This is a genomic window from Mitsuaria sp. PDC51 (assembly GCF_900113225.1).
Taxonomy (GTDB): Bacteria; Pseudomonadota; Gammaproteobacteria; order Burkholderiales; family Burkholderiaceae_C; genus Roseateles.
This window is the reverse complement of sequence record NZ_FOZE01000001.1, coordinates 765,558-782,542: the sequence shown is the minus strand read 5'-3', so window position 1 is coordinate 782,542 and position 16,985 is coordinate 765,558. Positions and strand designations below refer to the sequence as shown.

General features: G+C 72.6%; 14 protein-coding genes. 6 read left to right on the top strand and 8 right to left on the bottom strand.

Annotation, left to right across the window (positions count from 1 at the left end; genetic code table 11):
• The first annotated feature begins 166 nt into the window (after positions 1 to 166).
• The 6 genes from BM393_RS03470 to BM393_RS03445 all read left to right on the top strand — a co-directional run bounded on the left by BM393_RS03470 (position 167) and on the right by BM393_RS03445 (position 9,152).
• Positions 167 to 781 (top strand): mechanosensitive ion channel family protein, encoded by a 615-nt coding sequence (locus BM393_RS03470; protein WP_091721971.1) that lies wholly within the window; start codon positions 167 to 169, stop codon positions 779 to 781.
• A gap of 276 nt (positions 782 to 1,057) precedes the next feature.
• A complete protein-coding gene (locus BM393_RS03465; protein WP_091721968.1) occupies positions 1,058 to 2,242 on the top strand; it encodes an efflux RND transporter periplasmic adaptor subunit in 1,185 nt (394 codons plus the stop codon).
• On the top strand, positions 2,235 to 5,381 hold the full coding sequence (locus BM393_RS03460; protein WP_091721963.1) for an efflux RND transporter permease subunit: 3,147 nt from the start codon (positions 2,235 to 2,237) through the stop codon (positions 5,379 to 5,381). The genes BM393_RS03465 and BM393_RS03460 overlap by 8 nt, the downstream gene beginning before the upstream one ends.
• 260 nt (positions 5,382 to 5,641) lie before the next feature.
• A complete protein-coding gene (locus BM393_RS03455) occupies positions 5,642 to 6,979 on the top strand; it encodes a TolC family protein (RefSeq protein ID WP_254783192.1) in 1,338 nt (445 codons plus the stop codon).
• A gap of 78 nt (positions 6,980 to 7,057) precedes the next feature.
• A complete protein-coding gene (locus BM393_RS03450) occupies positions 7,058 to 7,738 on the top strand; it encodes a response regulator transcription factor (RefSeq protein ID WP_091721960.1) in 681 nt (226 codons plus the stop codon).
• Positions 7,731 to 9,152: a cell wall metabolism sensor histidine kinase WalK gene (locus BM393_RS03445; RefSeq protein ID WP_091724995.1), complete on the top strand. Its 1,422-nt coding sequence runs from the start codon at positions 7,731 to 7,733 to the stop codon at positions 9,150 to 9,152. The genes BM393_RS03450 and BM393_RS03445 overlap by 8 nt, the downstream gene beginning before the upstream one ends.
• 30 nt (positions 9,153 to 9,182) lie before the next feature.
• On the opposite strand, the gene BM393_RS03440 is transcribed toward BM393_RS03445, so the two are convergent.
• From BM393_RS03440 to BM393_RS03405, 8 genes are all read right to left on the bottom strand, one after another.
• Positions 9,183 to 9,533, bottom strand: a complete 351-nt coding sequence (locus tag BM393_RS03440) for a GFA family protein (RefSeq protein ID WP_091721957.1) — start codon at positions 9,531 to 9,533, stop codon at positions 9,183 to 9,185.
• A 62-nt stretch (positions 9,534 to 9,595) separates the two neighbouring features.
• Complete coding sequence (locus tag BM393_RS03435) at positions 9,596 to 10,444, bottom strand: HDOD domain-containing protein (protein WP_091721954.1); 849 nt, start codon at positions 10,442 to 10,444, stop codon at positions 9,596 to 9,598.
• A gap of 54 nt (positions 10,445 to 10,498) precedes the next feature.
• Positions 10,499 to 11,251, bottom strand: coding sequence for a Crp/Fnr family transcriptional regulator (locus BM393_RS03430; RefSeq protein ID WP_091721949.1), 753 nt, complete (start codon positions 11,249 to 11,251; stop codon positions 10,499 to 10,501).
• 98 nt (positions 11,252 to 11,349) lie between these two features.
• Complete coding sequence (locus tag BM393_RS03425; RefSeq protein ID WP_091721944.1) at positions 11,350 to 12,804, bottom strand: glycerate kinase; 1,455 nt, start codon at positions 12,802 to 12,804, stop codon at positions 11,350 to 11,352.
• A 26-nt stretch (positions 12,805 to 12,830) separates the two neighbouring features.
• Positions 12,831 to 13,733: a 2-hydroxy-3-oxopropionate reductase gene (gene glxR, locus BM393_RS03420; RefSeq protein ID WP_091721939.1), complete on the bottom strand. Its 903-nt coding sequence runs from the start codon at positions 13,731 to 13,733 to the stop codon at positions 12,831 to 12,833.
• A 15-nt stretch (positions 13,734 to 13,748) separates the two neighbouring features.
• A complete protein-coding gene (garL, locus tag BM393_RS03415) occupies positions 13,749 to 14,534 on the bottom strand; it encodes a 2-dehydro-3-deoxyglucarate aldolase (RefSeq protein WP_091721935.1) in 786 nt (261 codons plus the stop codon).
• A 22-nt stretch (positions 14,535 to 14,556) separates the two neighbouring features.
• A complete protein-coding gene (locus tag BM393_RS03410; RefSeq protein WP_091721932.1) occupies positions 14,557 to 15,591 on the bottom strand; it encodes a tripartite tricarboxylate transporter substrate binding protein in 1,035 nt (344 codons plus the stop codon).
• Between the two features lie 67 nt (positions 15,592 to 15,658).
• Positions 15,659 to 16,945, bottom strand: a complete 1,287-nt coding sequence (locus tag BM393_RS03405) for an enolase C-terminal domain-like protein (protein ID WP_091724993.1) — start codon at positions 16,943 to 16,945, stop codon at positions 15,659 to 15,661.
• Positions 16,946 to 16,985: the final 40 nt, after the last annotated feature.

Here is a 16,985-nt window from a genome sequence, read left to right as displayed (position 1 = left end):
CGCGGCCGACTCTTCGGTTGTCCCACCCTTCGGGCACACGAGACCGCGCCACGGCGCTGCAGCCCTTCGAAGCAGCCGCTCTCCCTGCCCTTTCCCTCCTCGCGGGGGCGAGGGCGTTCATGCCGATACAGACATTCCCCGCCGAAGGCACCGACACTCGCCTCCCATGAACAAGTTGAACCGGCTCCTGCACGATGTCCTGCCCGCCTGGGCCGCCGAGTGGCTCGACCTCCTGGTCCCGTTGATCGAGGTCATCCTGATCGGTCTGGGCGCCTGGCTCGTGATGCGCATCGCGCGCCACCTCACCCGCAAGCTCACCAGCGCCTACGCCTTGCCCGTGACCGTCGCCACGGTCTTCCTGCGCTCGGTCGCGGTGCTGATCTATGGCGGCGCCGTGCTCTGGTCGCTGGAGCGGCTGGGCGTCTCCGGCGCCGTCCTCTGGACCGCCTTCACCGGCTTCGCGACCGTGGGCGCGGTCGCGTTCTTCGCCGCGTGGAGCGTGCTGTCCAACCTCTTCTGCGCGCTGCTGATCTACGTCACTCGCGCCTTCCGCGTCGGCGACGTCGTGGAACTGCTGGAATCCGGCGACAAGCCCGGCGTGAAGGGCCGCGTGGTCGACATCAATTTGGTCTACACGACGCTGCTCGAAAGCGGCGACCCGGCCAGTGGCACCAGCCTGCAACTGCCCAACAGCCTGTTCTTCCAGCGCGCGCTGCGGCGCTGGCATGGCTCCGCAGCCGACGGCGCGATCCTGCCGGCGCAACAGATCAGGCTTGAATGACTTTCGGGTGTGAGCCCGGACATGGCTGGAAGTTCAGGGTTTCTTCAGGAAGGGCTGCGTAACCTGCCGCTCGTCGCGTCGCACTGGCGGCCCGGCCTGTCCGCTTGCCCGTCCAGTCCCCAAGGAGCCCCCATGGATCCCGACCCCAGTTGTCGACGCCACGCGGCACCCGCCGCTGCCCCTCGCCGATTCCCTTCGCCGCGAGCGACGACCGTCCGGATCCCTCCAGCCCACGCTTGAGGGGCGTCCTGCGGCCGTCGCCCGCAGGAGCCCCTCATGCTGCCTCTCCGTTTCCTCCGCATCACCGATCGCGGCACGCCACGGTCGTTCACGACCCCGGCCTGCCTGCTCCTGCTCGCCAGCGCGCCGCTCTGGCTCGCCGGCTGTGACGACTCCCCGGCCCACCCCGCCTCCGCCCCGCCCGCCGCGACCGCCGCGACGGCATCCGCGCACCGCGAGGGCGCGGACATCGTGGTGCCGGCGGACTCGCCGCTGCGCGAGCGCCTCGTGGTCGCCGCGGTGCGGAGCCAGGCGGTCGAGCAGCCCATCGCCGCGCCCGGCACGATCGAGGCGCTGCCCGACCACCTCGCCCGCATCGCGCCGCCGGTCACGGGTCGCGTGGTGGAACTGCACCGCGCGCTGGGCGATCCGGTGCGCGCCGGCGACGTGCTCTTCACGCTGGACTCCTCCGACCTGAGCGCGGCCCGCGGCGACGCGGCCAGGGCGCGCGACGCGGCCGCCCAGGCGGGCCGCGACCTCGACCGCCAGCAGCTGCTCTTCGACGCCGACATCGCCGCGCGCAAGGACCTGGAGGCCGCGCAGCTCGCCCGCGCGCAGGCGGCCAACGACCTGCGCACCGCGCAGGCCCGGCTCGCGCAACTGGGCGCGAGCGTGGACGACAACGCCGGGCGCCGCCTGTCGGTCCACGCGCCGCTGGCCGGCCGCGTCATCGAGATGAACGCCGCGCCGGGCAGCTACTGGAACGACGTCAATGCGCCGCTGATGACGATCGCGGACCTGAGCCGGGTCTCGGTGACCGCCGCCGTGCCGGAGAAGGACCTGGCCAGGATCTTCGTCGGGCAGTCGGCCCAGGTCGTGCTGAACGCCTATCCCGACGATCCACGCGCCGGCACGGTGCGCTACATCGGCGAGGTGCTGGATCCCGACACCCGCACCGTCAAGGTCCGCCTGATCCTGGACAACGCCGACGGCCGCCTGCGGCCCGGCATGTTCGTGAAGCTGCGCTTCGCCGGCCCTTCGCATCCGGCGCCGGTGGTGCCCGCCTCGGCGCTGCTGCAGGAGGGCCTGTTCACCCGCGTCTTCGTCGAACGCGCGCCGGGTCGATATGTCGCCCGCGAGGTGAGCGTCGGCGCCGCGCTGGGCGACCAGGTGGAGATCGTCTCGGGCCTGCGGCCCGGCGAGCGCGTGGTCGTGCGCGATGGAGTGCTCCTCCATGATTGAGCGCCTCGTCACCCTGTGCTTCGACCGCCGCGGCATCGTCTGGCTGGTCTTCGCCTTCGCCGCGCTCTACGGCGTCCACAGCTTCCGGCAGTTGCCCATCGAGGCCTATCCGGACATCGCCGACGTGACCTCGCAGATCGTCACCCAGGTCAACGGCCTGGCCGCCGAGGAGGTCGAGCAGCAGATCACCATCCCGATCGAGCGCGCCCTGCTCGGCACGCCCGGCATGCAGGTGCTGCGCACGCGCAGCCTGTTCGGCCTGTCGCTGGTGACCGTGGTGTTCCAGGACGGCGTCGAGGGCTACTGGTCGCGCGAGCGGCTGCAGGAGCGCCTGGCCGAGCTCTCGCTGCCCTATGGCGCGCGGCCGGGGCTGGACCCCTACACCTCGCCCACCGGCGAGATCTACCGCTACACGCTGGAGAGTCCCACGCGCAGCCTGCGCGAGCTCTCCGAGCTGCAGGCCTGGACCGTCATCCCGCGGCTGAAGAAGGTGGCGGGCGTCGTGGACGTCACCAACTTCGGCGGGCTGACCACGCAGTTCACGCTCTCGCTCGATCCCGCGCGGCTGACGCAGTACGGCCTGACGCTGAGCCAGGTCGTGGACGCGCTGAACGCCAACAACAGCAGCGGCGGCGGCAGCGTGATCTACCGCGGCGAGCAGTCCTACGTCGTGCGCGGCGTCGGCCTGCTGCGCTCGCTGCAGGACATGGGCCACGTGGTGGTGAAGACGGCCGCCGGCGTGCCGGTGCTGGTCCAGGACCTGGGCGAGCTGCGCCTGGGCGAGGTCGAGCGCCGCGGCATCCTGGGCAAGGACACCGACGGCGACACGATCGAGGGCATCGTGCTGCTGCTCAAGGACACCAACCCGTCGCGCACGCTCGATGGCCTGCATGCGGCCGTCGACGAGCTCAACACCGCGCTGCTGCCGGGCGACGTCAAGGTCGTGCCCTACCTCGACCGCGCCACGCTGATCGAGGCGACGGCCCACACCGTCGGCCACACCCTGGTGGAAGGCATGGTCGTCGTCACGCTGGTGCTGCTGCTCTTCCTCGGCAGTCCACGCGCGGCGCTGGTCGTGGCCGTCACCATCCCGCTGGCGCTGCTGGCGGCCTTCATCTTCATGCACCACGCCCATGTGCCGGCCAACCTGCTGTCGCTGGGCGCGATCGACTTCGGCATCCTCGTGGACGGCGCCGTCGTGGTCGTCGAGCACCTGCTGCGCCGGCGCGAGCAGGCGGCCGACCGGCCGCTGACCCCGCGCGACGCGATCGTCGCGACGCTGCAGGTGGCGCGGCCGATCTTCTTCGGCATGGCGGTGATCGCCGCGGCCTACCTGCCGCTGTTCGCGTTCGAGCGCATCGAATACAAGCTCTTCAGCCCGATGGCCTACGCGGTCGGCGCGGCGCTGGTGGGCGCGCTGCTGGTCGCGCTGACGCTCACGCCGGCGCTGGCCTGGCTGGCCTTCCGGCGACCGCGCCCGTCCTTCCGCAACCGGCCGCTGGAGGTGCTGCAGGCGCGGTATGCCGATTTCCTCGCGCGCGCCGTCGGACGCGGCCGCTGGCTGGCGGCGGCGCTGGTCGCGGCGGCGCTGGCGCTGGCCGCGCTGGCCGGCACGATCGGGCGGGACTTCCTGCCCTACCTCGACGAGGGCTCGATCTGGCTGCAGGTCCAGATGCCGCCCGGCATCACGCTGGAGAAGGCCGCCGGCATGGCCGATGCGCTGCGCCGCGCGACGCTGGAGTTCCCCGAGGTCGCCCACGTGGTCACGCAGACCGGCCGCAACGACGACGGTACCGACTACTGGACGCCCTCCCACATCGAGGCCAGCATCAGCCTCACGCCCTACGAGCGCTGGACCGCGCCGGGCGGCAAGCAGGGCCTGATCCGGCGCCTGGCCGAGCGTTATGCCCGCATGCCGGGCTACAGCGTGTCCTTCATGCAGCCGATGATCGACGGCGTGCAGGACAAGCTGTCGGGCGCGCACAGCGACCTGGTGGTCAAGGTCTTCGGCGACGACCTCGACGAAGGGCGCCGCATCTCGGCCCGGGTGGCCCAGGTGCTGCGGACGGTGCCCGGCGCCGCCGACGTGGCGGTGGACGTCGAGCCGCCGCTGCCCAACCTGCGCATCGACCTGGACCGCGCCGCCGCGGCGCGGCTGGGCATCAACGCCGCCGACGTCGCCACGCTGGTGTCCACCGGCATCGGCGGCGCGGCCATCGGGCAGGTCTACGTCGGCGAGAAGAGCTACGACATGACGGTCCGCTTCACGCCCGAGTCGCGTGCCAGCCCGCAGGCGATCGGTGATCTGCGCCTGACGGGGGCCAATGGCGCGCAGGTGCCGCTGTCGGACGTCGCGCGCATCCGCACCACGGTGGGCGAGAGCGTCATCGTGCGCGAGATGGGCCAGCGCCATCTCATCGTGCGGCTCAACACGCGGGGCCGCGACCTGTCGAGCTTCCTGGCCGAGGCCCAGCCGGCGCTCGAGCGGCAGGTCCGTTTCGACCGCCAGCGCTGGCGCCTCGAGTGGGGCGGGCAGTTCGAGAACCTGCAGCGCGCGCAGCAGCGCCTGGCGGTGATCCTGCCGCTGACGCTGGGGGTGATGCTGCTGTTGCTCTTCGGCGAGTTCCGCAACCTGCGCCAGCCGCTGCTGGTGCTGGGGGTGGTGCCGCTGGCGATGATCGGCGGCTTCGCGGCGCTGCACCTGCGCGGCATGACGCTCAACGTCTCCAGCGCGGTGGGATTCATCGCGCTGTTCGGCGTGGCCGTGCTCGGCGGCGTACTGATGGTGGCGCAGATCAACCGGCTGCGACGCGACGACGGCCGGCCGCTGCGCGAGGCGGTGCTCGAAGGCGCCGCCGGCCGCATGCGCCCGGTGCTGATGACGGCGGCGGTCGCGGCCTTCGGCCTGACGCCGGCGATGCTGGCCACGGGCCTGGGCAGCGACGTCCAAAGGCCGCTGGCCACGGTCGTCGTCGGTGGGCTGGTGACGGCGACGCTGCTCACGCTGCTGCTCCTGCCGGCCCTCTACCACGCGATCGAAGCGCGCGTGGAGCGCGCCGCCGCCCGGCGTGCCGCGCAGGCGCCGCTCGATCACGACCACGACCACGACCACGACCCAGCATCGGAACCCCTGGCATGAAGCGCCTCATCTTTATCTCCCCTCGCCGCGAAGGCGCCGGCAGCACCGCCGAGACCACAAGTCAACGCCGGCGTCCGACCAGCCGCCGTGACACCCTGGTCCTGGCTGCCGCGCTCATGGCCGGCTTCCCGATGACGTATGCGTCGACGGCTGCAACGAACGCAGCGACCGCGACCGCGACCGCGACGGCCACTGCGACTGCGGTTGCAACGACTGCGCCGATCGCGTCGAACTCGTCGAAGCTCCCGTCCACGCTGGTCGTGACTGCACCAACGCCGGACGCCAACACCGACACCACCGGCGTGCCTTTCGCCGCCTACCTGGAGGCCGTGGAGCGCTTCAGCAATGCGATCGCCGCGCAGCGCGAGGCGGTGGCGGCCGCACGCGCGGGCGTGCCGATGGCGGGACTGCGGCCCGATCCGTCGCTGTCGCTCGGTGTCGGGCCGGCGGAACTCGGCCGGGAGGTGCGACCCAAGCCGCGTCTGGCGCAGAGCATCGGGCTGAGCTACACGATCGAGACCGGCGACAAGCGCGAGCGCCGCGTCGCGGCCGCGCGCAGCCAGGTGAGCGCCGACGAGGCCGCGCTGGCCGGCGCCGGTCGCCAGGCCGCCGCCGACGCGGCCGCCGCCTTCATCGAGGCCTGCCGCACGCGCGAGGCGCTGCAGCGGCAGGAGGTCTCGCTGGCCGCGCTGGGCGACATCGTCCGGATGAACGAGCGACGCCATGGCGCCGGCGATCTCGGCGGCCTGGAGCTGCTGCAATCGCGCAACGAGCGCGATCAGTTCCTCGCCACCGTCGTGCGCGCGAGGGCCGACGCCCGGACCGCGATGGAAGCGCTGGCCGCGCCGCTGGGTCGCCGCTGGCGCGAGGCCTTCGGCGACGCGTCGCCGCTGTGCACCTTCCGGGACGGACAGGCGCCCGAGGGACTCGACGGCGTCGAGGGCATCGAGGGCACCGGCGGCTCGGTCGGCATTCAGGAGAGCCATGAGGACGAGGCGCTCGATGCCCTCGTGGCGCGAGCGCTGGATCAGCGCGACGACGTGCGCATCGCCCGCGCGGCGGTGGACAGCGCCCGTGCCGCCGCGGACCTGGTCCGCGCCAACCGCTGGGTCGATCCGAGCGTCAGCCTCAGCTACGGCTACACGCCACAGGGACGTCGCGGCGTGGCGGCGGACGGCTCGGCGGTCGATCCCTCGCCGCGGTCCAACACCGTGTCGGTCTCGGTCTCGGTGCCGATCCCGCTGTCGCGGTTGGACCGCAGCGACCTGGTGCAGGCCGAGTCGGCCGTCACCCAGGCCCTGCTCGCGCTGCGCCAGACCGAGCTCCAGGCGCAGGCCGACGTCCGCGCGACCCACGCCCAGTACCGCGCCGCGCTCGAGAACCTGACCCGCTACCGCGACGCGACCCTGGGCGACGCGCGGCGCGTGGTGGAAGGCTTGCGCCTCTCGTACCGGCACGGCGCTGCCTCGCTGCTGGAGCTGCTGTCGGCCCAGCGCGCGGCGGACGACACCGAGCTCGCCTACCTGCAGGCGCGCAGCGAGCTCGCCGCCGCCACCGTGCGGCTGCAGCTCAGCCTCGGCCGCGCGCCGGCGCCTTGAGCCAGCGGGGAAGCCGACGGGGAAGCCGACGGGGAATCGCGCCGGCATGCGAGACTGCCGCCCATTCGGAGAGAGGCGATGAGGATTCTTCTGGTCGAGGATGACCGCAAGGCCGCGGGGCTGCTGGTGCGCGGCCTGCGCGAGGAGGGTTTCGTGGTGGACCACGCGGCCAGCCTGGCCGAGGCCGACGAAGCCGCCTTCGTGACCACCCACGACCTGATCGTGCTGGACGGCATGCTGCCCGACGGCGACGGCGTCACCCTGTGCCGCACGCTGCGCGCGCGCGGCCAACAGGTGCCGGTGCTGATGCTCACCGCCCGCGACGCGCTGTCCGATCGCGTCGACGGCCTGAACGCCGGCGCCGACGACTACCTGACCAAGCCCTTCGAGTTCGAGGAACTGCTGGCGCGGCTGCGCGCGCTGCTGCGGCGCTCGGACATGACGCGGCCGCCGGTGCTGGTCGCGGACGACCTGCGCCTGGACCCGGCCTCGCTGCAGGTCACGCGCGCGGGGCGGCCCGTCGAGCTGACGCCCAAGGAATTCGCCCTGCTGCAGGCGCTGATGCGGCAGCCCGGCGCCGTGGTCCCGCGCCAGCGCCTGGCCGAGCAGATCTGGCACGGCGACCCACTGGCGATCGACAACCTGATCGACGCCCACATGAGCAAGCTGCGGCGCAAGATCGACGCGGCCGGCGCCCGGCCGCTGATCGAGACGGTGCGTGGTCGCGGCTTCCGGCTGCGGGGGCCGGACGATGCTTAGCTTCCGCCGCCGGCTGGCGCTGCTGCACGTGGTCGTGGTCACCACGGTGCTGGCGGTGGCGGCGACGCTCACCTACCTGAGCCTGGTCACCGCGCTGCGCGCCCAACTGGACGGCGCGCTGCTGGCCCTGGCGGAGCAGGAAGCCAGCATCCTCGCCGCCAGCCCCGGCCTGCCGGTCGCCGTGCACGAGCCCGGCACCACCGCCGCGCCGCCGCCCTACGCGCGGCTGGACCGGCTGGTGCAGATCATCGGCCCGCGCGGCGAGGTGCTCGCGCGCAGCGCCAACCTCGGCGCCGCGTCGCTGCCGAACGAGGCCGCGCTGCTGGCGCGCCTGACCCGCGGCGAGACCGTCTTCGAGCACCTGGCCTTCGGCGACGAGCCGACACGCCGCGTGTCGGTGCCGGTGCATGGCGGCCGCGCGCTGGCGGTGCAGGTGGCCGGCTCGCTCGACGACGTCGACCACGCCGTCGCCTCGGCGGGCTGGGTGTTCCTCGTCATGAGCCTGGTGCTCGTGGTGGTGCTCACCACCGCGGGCGCGCAGCTGACCGGGCGCGTCTTCGGCGCGGTCGACGACATCGTCCGGCAGGCGCGGCGCATCGGCGGCCGCACCCTCGCCGAGCGGCTGCCGCATCCCGGCACGCGCGACGAGATCGGCCGGCTGATCGACACGCTCAACGACATGCTGGCCCGGCTCGAGCACGCCTTCGAGGCGCAGCGCCGCTTCACCGCCGACGCGTCGCATGAGCTGCGCTCGCCGCTCTCCCGGCTGCGCACGGAGCTCGAGATCACCCTGCGCCGGCCGCGCGGCGCCGACGAGTATGTCCAGGCGCTGCGCTCGGGGCTGGAGGACGTCGCGCGGCTGACGGCGCTGGTGGAGGAACTGCTGACGCTGGCGCGGCTGGATGCCGGGCAGGACACGGCGCCGGTCGCGCCGGTGGCCATCGGCCCGATCCTCGAGGCCGTCGTGCGGCGCGCCCGGCCCGCGGCCCAGGCACGCGGCATGACGCTGAGCCTGGCGGGCGCGGACGACTCCGGTGCGGATGCGCTGGAGGCAAGCGCGGCGGCCCGGGTGCCGCGCGAGCTGCTGATGCTGGTCGCGACCAACCTGGTGGAGAACGCGGTCAAGTACGGCGCCGCCGGCGGCTCGGTGCTGGTCTCGGTGGTCGCGCGGCCGGACGGGACGGAACTGGTCGTCGAGGACGATGGCCCGGGCCTTCCCGCGGAGGAACGCGAGCGCGTGTTCGAGCGCTTCTACCGGGGCGCCGCGGCGCGCGCGGCGGACATCGAAGGCACCGGCCTGGGGCTGGCGCTGTGTGATCTCATCGTGCGCGCCGCCGGCGGTCGCATCGAGGTGGGCGTCTCGCGCTGGGGCGGCGCGCGGTTCTCGGTGCATCTGCCGGCCGGCGACGCCTGAGCGCCGCCGCGCCGGCGCCCGTTCACCCGCTCACATGTCGCGCCCGTTGAAGTGCGTCACCGGAATGCTGTCGAGCTCGATGCCCTCCAGGCAGCGGACGTTGATCGCCGCCATCGCGTTGCCCTTCGGGTCGGTGCCCTCGGCATAGGGATGGATGCCGCACACCGCGCAGAAGCGGTGCTTGATCGCGTGCTTGTTGAACTCGTAGATGCTGGCCGCCGCCTCGTCGGTCTTCAAGCGGAATTGCCCGCGCGGCACGAACCACAGCAGCGAGCCCTTGCGCTGGCAGATCGAGCAGTTGCAGGCCATCGCCCCGTCGATCTCACCGTCCACCTCATAGGCCACCCGGCCGCAATGGCAGCTGCCCTGGTACGTCGTCATGTCGTCTCCGCTCGGTTTTATTGAAGCGGCCGACCTTACCTCAGCCGGGCGCGCGCCGCGCGTCACTTGAGCATCAGCTCGACGTCCTGTCCCGGATCACCGCAGCCATCCAGGCGCAGCCGCAGGAAGTCCAGGTCCATGTGCAGGTGCTCCACCAGCTCCGGCACCGCGAGCTCCAGCGCGGCGATGCGGTCGGACTGCTGGTCGCAGGCATCGGCGAGCACCTCGGCCAGGTGCAGGATCGCCGCCAGCATCGAGAACGGCCGGATCTCCAGCGGCGCGTTGGCGTCCTTGAAGGCCTCGACCAGGTCAGCCGGGAAGTGCCAGTGCGCCGCCAGCGCCGCCGTCACGTCGGCATGCGTGCAGCCGAAGCGATGCATCTCCAGCGAGAACCGGCTGCCCGGCTCGGCCGCGTGGGCCTCGACGTCGGCGACCTGGTCCGGCTCGCTCATCGCCATCATGAGCTGCCCGGTGCGCAGCATCAGCCCGGCGAGGTAGGCGGTGTCGGCATCGCCCTGCAGCAGCTTGGCCAGCAGGCGCGCGTAGCCGGCGGTGCGCACGCTGTGGCGCCAGAAGCGCTGGCGGTCCAGGCCCTTCACCTCGGGGAAGGTGGCGGAGATGCTGGCCGCCATCGCGAGGTTGCGCAGCGTCTCCAGGCCCAGCGCCATCGCGGCGTCCTGCAGCGTGCCGATCGTGTGGGAGGGGCTGTAGCGCGCGGAGTTGGCCAGCCGCAGCACCTTGGCCGCCAGCGTGGAATCCTTGCCGATCAGCTCGGCGATCTGGCCGAGCGAGACGCCGTCGTCGTCCAGGCTGCGCAAGAGCTTGCGCCCGACTTCAGGCATCACCGGGAGGCTGGCGTGCCCCCCGAGGAAACGCTCCGCGCTGGCGGAAACGGGAGTCGTGGGGGTCATGCTGGCAATCGTCACGGCGGCCTCCTCTGGACGCGACGGCAGGTGGAGGCGAGTCTATGCCGCCCGGCCGCAGCGCGCCAGCGCCAGCAGCGCCACCGGGTCCAGCAGGCCGATGCGGTAGCCCTGCACCGCCAGGATGCCCCGGTCGGCGAGCTGCCGCAGCGCGCGCGACAGCGTCTCCGGCGAGATCGACAGCCGCGCCGCCACGTCGCGCTTGCGCTCGGCCAGCCGCACCTCGGCCGACCCGCCGGCCTGCGCCAGCAGCCAGGCGGCGATGCGCGCGGTCGCGTCCTTCGTGGTCAGCCCGCGCAGCGCGTCCTGCGCCTCACGCAGTTGCGCCGCGCTGGCCCGCAGCAACGCGGCCAGCACCGGCGGCTGCGAGCGCAGCCACAGGGTCGCCGCCGCCATCGGCCACTCCATCACCAGCGCGGTGGCCGAGACGATCCGCGCGTCTTCCTCGTAGCGCCCGTCCAGCCAGGCGGTGTGCAGGTCCAGCCAGCACGGGCCGGCCAGCGGGCCGCCCGCCACGACCCGCCCTTCGCAGAGCGCCACCATCGCCACCGCCGCGTCCCCGCGGCGGACCGCCAGGTCGCCGGCCCGGCAGCGGCGCACCCGCGCCATGCTGGCCAGCGCGGACCAGTCGTCGGCCTCCAGCAGCACATCGCCGAGCAGTGCGCGCCACGGCACCGGATGGGCGGGACCCGGCATCAAGGCGGCGTTGTGGGCCGCATCGCCTTCCGCGGCGGCGGGCGACGAGACGCCGCGAGCAACGGGCGCGGCGGGATCGGACAGGAAGTCGGCGGTCACGGGGCATTCTCGGAAACCGGGGATGCCGGACTGTCGCGGGACTGGCCGGAAATTGCCATGAGGGAGGTCAACATCCGAGCGATCGGACGCCTCCCGGATCAGCGGATCAGCAGCGCGCGGAAGTCGTTGACGTTGGTCTGCGTCGGACCGGTGATCAGCAGGTCGCCGAGCGCCTCGAAGAGCGCGTAGCCGTTGTTGGCGGCCAGCAGCTCGGCCGGCTTCAGGCCCAGCGCGCGGGCGCGCTGCAGCGTGCTCGGGCTGAGGAAGGCGCCGGCGTTGTCCTCCACGCCATCGATGCCGTCGGTGTCCGCGGCCAGGCCCCAGACGCCCTCCTGCCCGTCCAGCGCGATCGCGCAGCCGAGCACGAACTCGCCGGCACGACCGCCGCGCCCGGGCTGCGGCACCAGCGTCACCGTGGTCTCGCCGCCGGAGAGGATCAGGCAGGGCCTGGCGAAAGGCTCGCCATGCCGCGCCACCGAGCGCGCCAGCGCCGCATGCACGCGGCCGACCTCGCGCGACTCGCCCTCGATCTCGTCCGAGAGCACGTGCGCGGTCAGGCCGAGCGCGCGCGCCGCCTCGGCCGCGGCCAGCAGGCTCTGACGCGGCGCGGCGATGATGCGCTGCTCATGACCGTCGAAGCAGGCGTCGCCCGGCTTGGGCGTCTCCCAGTCGCCGCGCTCCAGCGCCTCGACCGCCTGCGGCGGCAGCGCGATGCGATAGCGACGGCAGATGGCCAGCGCGTCGGCGCAGGTCGTCGCGTCGGGCACGGTCGGGCCGGAGGCGATCACCTGCGGGTCGTCGCCGGGCACGTCGGAAATCATCAGCGTGAGCACCCTGGCCGGCGCGCAGGCGGCGGCCAGCCGGCCGCCCTTGATCGCGCTGAGGTGCTTGCGCACGCAGTTCATCTCGGCGATGTTGGCGCCGCTGGCCAGCAGCGCGCGGTTCACCGCCTGCTTGTCGGCCAGCGTCAGCCCGGGCGCCGGCAAGGGCATCAGCGCCGAGCCGCCGCCGGAGATCAGGCAGATCACCTGGTCGTCGGCGGTCGGCCGGAAATCGCGCACCAGCTGCATCATCCGCGCCGCGGCCCGCTCGCCAGGGGCGTCGGGGACCGGGTGCGCGGCCTCGACCATCTCGATGCGCCGCGGCTGGTAGTCCGGCGGGATGTGGCCATAGCGCGTGATGACCAACCCGCTCATCGGCGCGGACGCGGGCCAGGCCGCCTCCATCGCCTGCGCCATCGAGCCACCGCCCTTGCCCGCGCCGATCACCAGCGTGCGGCCCTTGGGCGGCGGCGGGAGATGGCCGGCGAGGATCTTGCCCGGCAGCGCGCGATCGACCGCGACGCGGTAGAGGTGCTTGAGCAGCGCGCGCGGGTCGTCGAGCAGCGCCCGGGTCCGTGCGTCCGTAGCTTCCGGGGCGTCCGCCGCGTTCGATGACGCCGAGCGCGCCGATGAAGCCGCCGGCGACGAGGACGCGTCGCCGGACGTCAAGGAAGCAGCAGGGCCGGCGGCGCCGGAGGCGGCGGCCCGCGCCGCGTCGGAGGTGGAGCTCATGGGCGCCGATTGTGGGCAGCGGCCGCTCAGCCGGCGTCCGTAGTGCTACCGACCTCGTGGTTGCCCATGACCTCGAGCGCGCGCACCAGCGCCGAGTGGTCCAGCTGGTCCCAGCCCTGCGCCGCGGCGGCCTGCATCAGCTGCGCGGTGCCGGCGGTGTTGGGCAGCGCCAGGTTCATCGCCTTGGCGCTCTGCAGCGCCAGGTTCAGGTCCTTCTGGTGCAGCGCGATGCGGAAGCCCGGGTTGAAGGTGCGCTTGATCATGCGCTCGCCATGGACTTCCAGGATGCGGCTGGAGGCGAAGCCGCCCATCAGCGCCTCGCGCACCTTGGCCGGATCGGCGCCGGCCTTGGAGGCGAAGACCAGCGCCTCGCCGACGGCGGCGATGTTCAGCGCCACGATGATCTGGTTGGCGACCTTGGTCGTCTGGCCGGCGCCCGCGCCGCCGACCCGCGTGATGTTCTTGCCCATCAGCTCGAACAGCGGCTTGATGCGGGCGAAGGTGGCCTCCTCGCCGCCGACCATGATGGACAGCGTGCCGGCCTTGGCGCCGACCTCGCCGCCGGAGACCGGCGCGTCCAGCCATTCGGCGCCCAGCGCCTCGATGCGCCGCGCGAAGTCCTTGGTCGCCATCGGCGAGATGGAGCTCATGTCCACGACGGTCTTGCCGGCGCTCAGGCCCGCGGCCACGCCACCCTCGCCGAACAGCACGCGCTCGACGTCCGGCGTGTCCGGCACCATCGTGAAGATGACGTCGGCGCGCTGCGCGACTTCGGTCGCGCTGGCGCAGACGGTGGCGCCGGCGGCGGTCACTTCCTCGCGGACCTGGCTGCGGGTGTGCACGAACAGCGCATGCCCGCCCTGCGCGAGGCGCACCGCCATGGGCGCGCCCATGATGCCCAGGCCGATGAAGCCGATCTTGATGCTCATGAGGGTCTCTCTCTTTCAGTCCTTGAACTTGTCTCGCAGGGCCTGCGTCGCGGCGCGGAACACGCCCAGGTCGCTGCCGACGGCCACGAAGGTCGCGCCCTGCTCGAGGTAGCGGCGCGCGTCGGCCTCGACCGGCGCGAGGATGCCCACCGGCTTGCCGGCGGCGCGGCAGGCGGCATGGATGCTCGCCATCGCGGCCTGCACCTCCGGATGTTGCGGATGGCCCAGGTGCCCGTAGCCTGCCGCCAGGTCGGAGGGACCGATGAAGACGGCGTCGACGCCCTCGACCGCGGCGATCTGCGCGGCGGCGGCCACGCCGGCCGGGCTCTCGATCTGCACGATCACGGCGATCTGCTCGTTGATGCCCTGGAAGTAGCCGGGCACGGTGCCGTAGCGGTTGTTGCGCTGCGAGACCGACACGCCCCGAATGCCCTGCGGCGGGTAGCGCGTGGCGGCGACCGCGGCGGCGGCCTGCTCGGCGGTCTCGACGAAGGGGATCAGCAGGTTGGAGAAGCCCGCGTCCAGCAGCCGCTTGATCTCGACGGCGTTGTTGCTGCTCGGCCGCACGACCGGCGCGCTGACGCTGTCCTTGAGCGCCATCAGCTGCGGCACGAAGCTGCTGACCTCGTTGGGCGAATGCTCGCCATCGAGCAGCAGCCAGTCGAAGCCGGCCACGCCCAGCACCTCGGTGCTGATCGGGTTGGCCAGCGAGCACCAGCAGCCGATCAGGCGCTCGCCGGCGCGCAGGCGCTGGCGCAGCGTGTTGGGGAAGCTCGAATAGGGCGTGGTCGGCGTCGGCATGGCTGGACTCCTCGGTGCGTCATCAATCGAGCTTGAGCCCGCTCTTGGCCACGACGCCCGCCCACTTCTTGCGCTCGGCATTGAAGAAGGTGTCCATCTCGGCCGCGTTCATCGTGTTGACCTCGGCGCCCTGCGCGGCCAGCCGCGCGCGCACGTCGGGCGAGCGGATGATGCTGATCAGCGCGGCGGACAGCTTGTCGACATGGGCCTTGGGCATGCCGGCCGGGGCCAGGATGCCCTGCCAGGTGCCGGACTCGAAGCCGGTCGCGCCCTGCTCCGCCAGCGTGGGCACGTTGGGCAGCAGCGGCACGCGGGTGGCCTTGCTCACGCCGATGACCTTGAGCTTGTTCTGCTGCACGAAGGGCAGCGTCGCCAGCATGCCGTTCATCAGCACCTGCGTCTGGCCGGCGATCGTGTCGGTGACGGCCTGCGAGCCGCCCTTGTACGGGATGTATTCCCACTTCGCGCCGGTCAGGCTGGCGACCTGGTAGCCGGCCAGGTGCGGCGCGCTTCCCATGGCGGTGACGGCGAAGTCGATCTTGGACTTCTTCGACAGCTCGACCAGTTCCTTCAGGTTGCTGGCCGGCACCGAGGGATGCACCACCAGCATGTGCGGCGAGTAGGCCAGCATCGCCACGCCGCGCAGGTCCTTGGACGGATCGAAGGGCAGCTTGGTGTAGAGCGAGGGGCTGATGGCCAGCGCGCTGACGTCGCACAGCATGACGGTGTAGCCGTCGTTCGCCTTGGCGGTCTGGTCCGCGCCCATGTTGCCGCTGGCGCCGGGCTTGTTCTCGACGATGACGGTCTGCTTGAGCTGCTCGGACAGCAGCGGCGACAGGATGCGCGCGATGATGTCCGACGAGCCGCCCGGCGTGTACGGGACGATGATCCGCAGCGGCTTGGCGGGCCAGTTGGCCTGCGCGAAGGCGCTGGGCGCGAGGCCGGCGATCGCGCCGACGGCGGCCGCGGCGAGGACCGCGCGGCGCGCGACGCGGGCCTGCCCGGTCGTCTTGGATTTTTTGGTGTTCGTGTTCTTGGCGGTCTTCTGATCGTGCATGTCTCTCTCCATGTGGGAAGCCGCACCCGCGCCCCGCGGGGGAACGGTGAGGCTCCGGGGGTGGTCCTCAGCGGACCATGCAAGGTTTCTTCGGATCGAACTTCCAGCCGGGAATCAGGTGCTGCATCGCGACCGCGTCGTCGCGCGCGCCCAGCCCGTGCTTCAGGTAGAGCTGGTGGGCGGCCTCGACGGCCTGCATGTCGAGTTGCACGCCCAGGCCCGGCGCGGTCGGCACCGCGACCTCGCCGTCGACGATCTTCAGCGGCCGCTGCGTGAGGTGCTGGCCGTCCTGCCAGATCCAGTGGGTGTCGATGGCGGTGAGGCGTCCCGGCGCGGCCGCCGCGGCATGCGTGAACATCGCCAGCGAGACGTCGAAGTGGTTGTTGGAATGCGAGCCCCAGGTGAGGCCGAAGTCGCGGCAGGTCTGCGCCACGCGGACCGCGCCGGACATCGTCCAGAAGTGCGGGTCGGCCAGCGGGATGTCCACCGACTGCAGGCTCAGCGCGTGCGTGAACTGGCGCCAGTCGGTGGCGACCATGTTGGTCGCGGTGGGCAGTCCGGTGGCGCGGCGGAACTCGGCCATCACCTCGCGGCCGGAGAAGCCGTCCTCGGCGCCGCAGGGGTCCTCGGCATAGGCAAGCACGCCGCCCAGGTCGCGCAGCAGGCGCACCGCGTCCTTGAGCAGCCAGCCGCCGTTCGGGTCGAGCGTGACGCGCGCCTCGGGGAAGCGCGCCTTCAGCGCGCGGATCGCCTCGACCTCTTCCTCGCCGCGCAGCACGCCGCCCTTGAGCTTGAAGTCCTTGAAGCCGTAGCGCGCCTGCGCGGCGACGGCCTGCTCGACGATGGCCTCGGGCGTCATCGCGACCTGGTGGCGCACCCGCAGCCAGGCGTCGGCGGGGGCGTCGCTGCCCGGCTCGTCGTCGGGCGTCTTGTAGGCCATGCCGGTCCTGGCGCGGTCGCCGACGAAGAACAGGTAGCCCAGCATGGCGACGCGGTCGCGCTGCCGGCCCTCGCCCAGCAGCTCGCACACCGGCACGCCCAGGTGCTGGCCCAGCAGGTCCAGCAGCGCGCATTCCACGGCGGTCAGCACGTGGATGGTGGTCCGCAGGTCGAAGGTCTGCAGGCCGCGGCCGCCGCTGTCCAGGCCCTGGAACTTCTCGCGGACCTGCGCCAGCAGCGCGTTCCACTTCGCCACCGGCTGGCCGACGAGCAGTTCGCCGGCCTGTTCCAGCGTCTTGCGGATGGGCTCGCCGCCGGGGATCTCGGCGATGCCGACGTGGCCGGCGTTGTCCTCCAGGACCAGCAGGTTGCGGGTGAAGAACGGCGCGTGCGCGCCGCTCAGGTTCATGAGCATGCCGTCGTGGCCCGCGACGGGGATCGCGCGGGCGGACGTG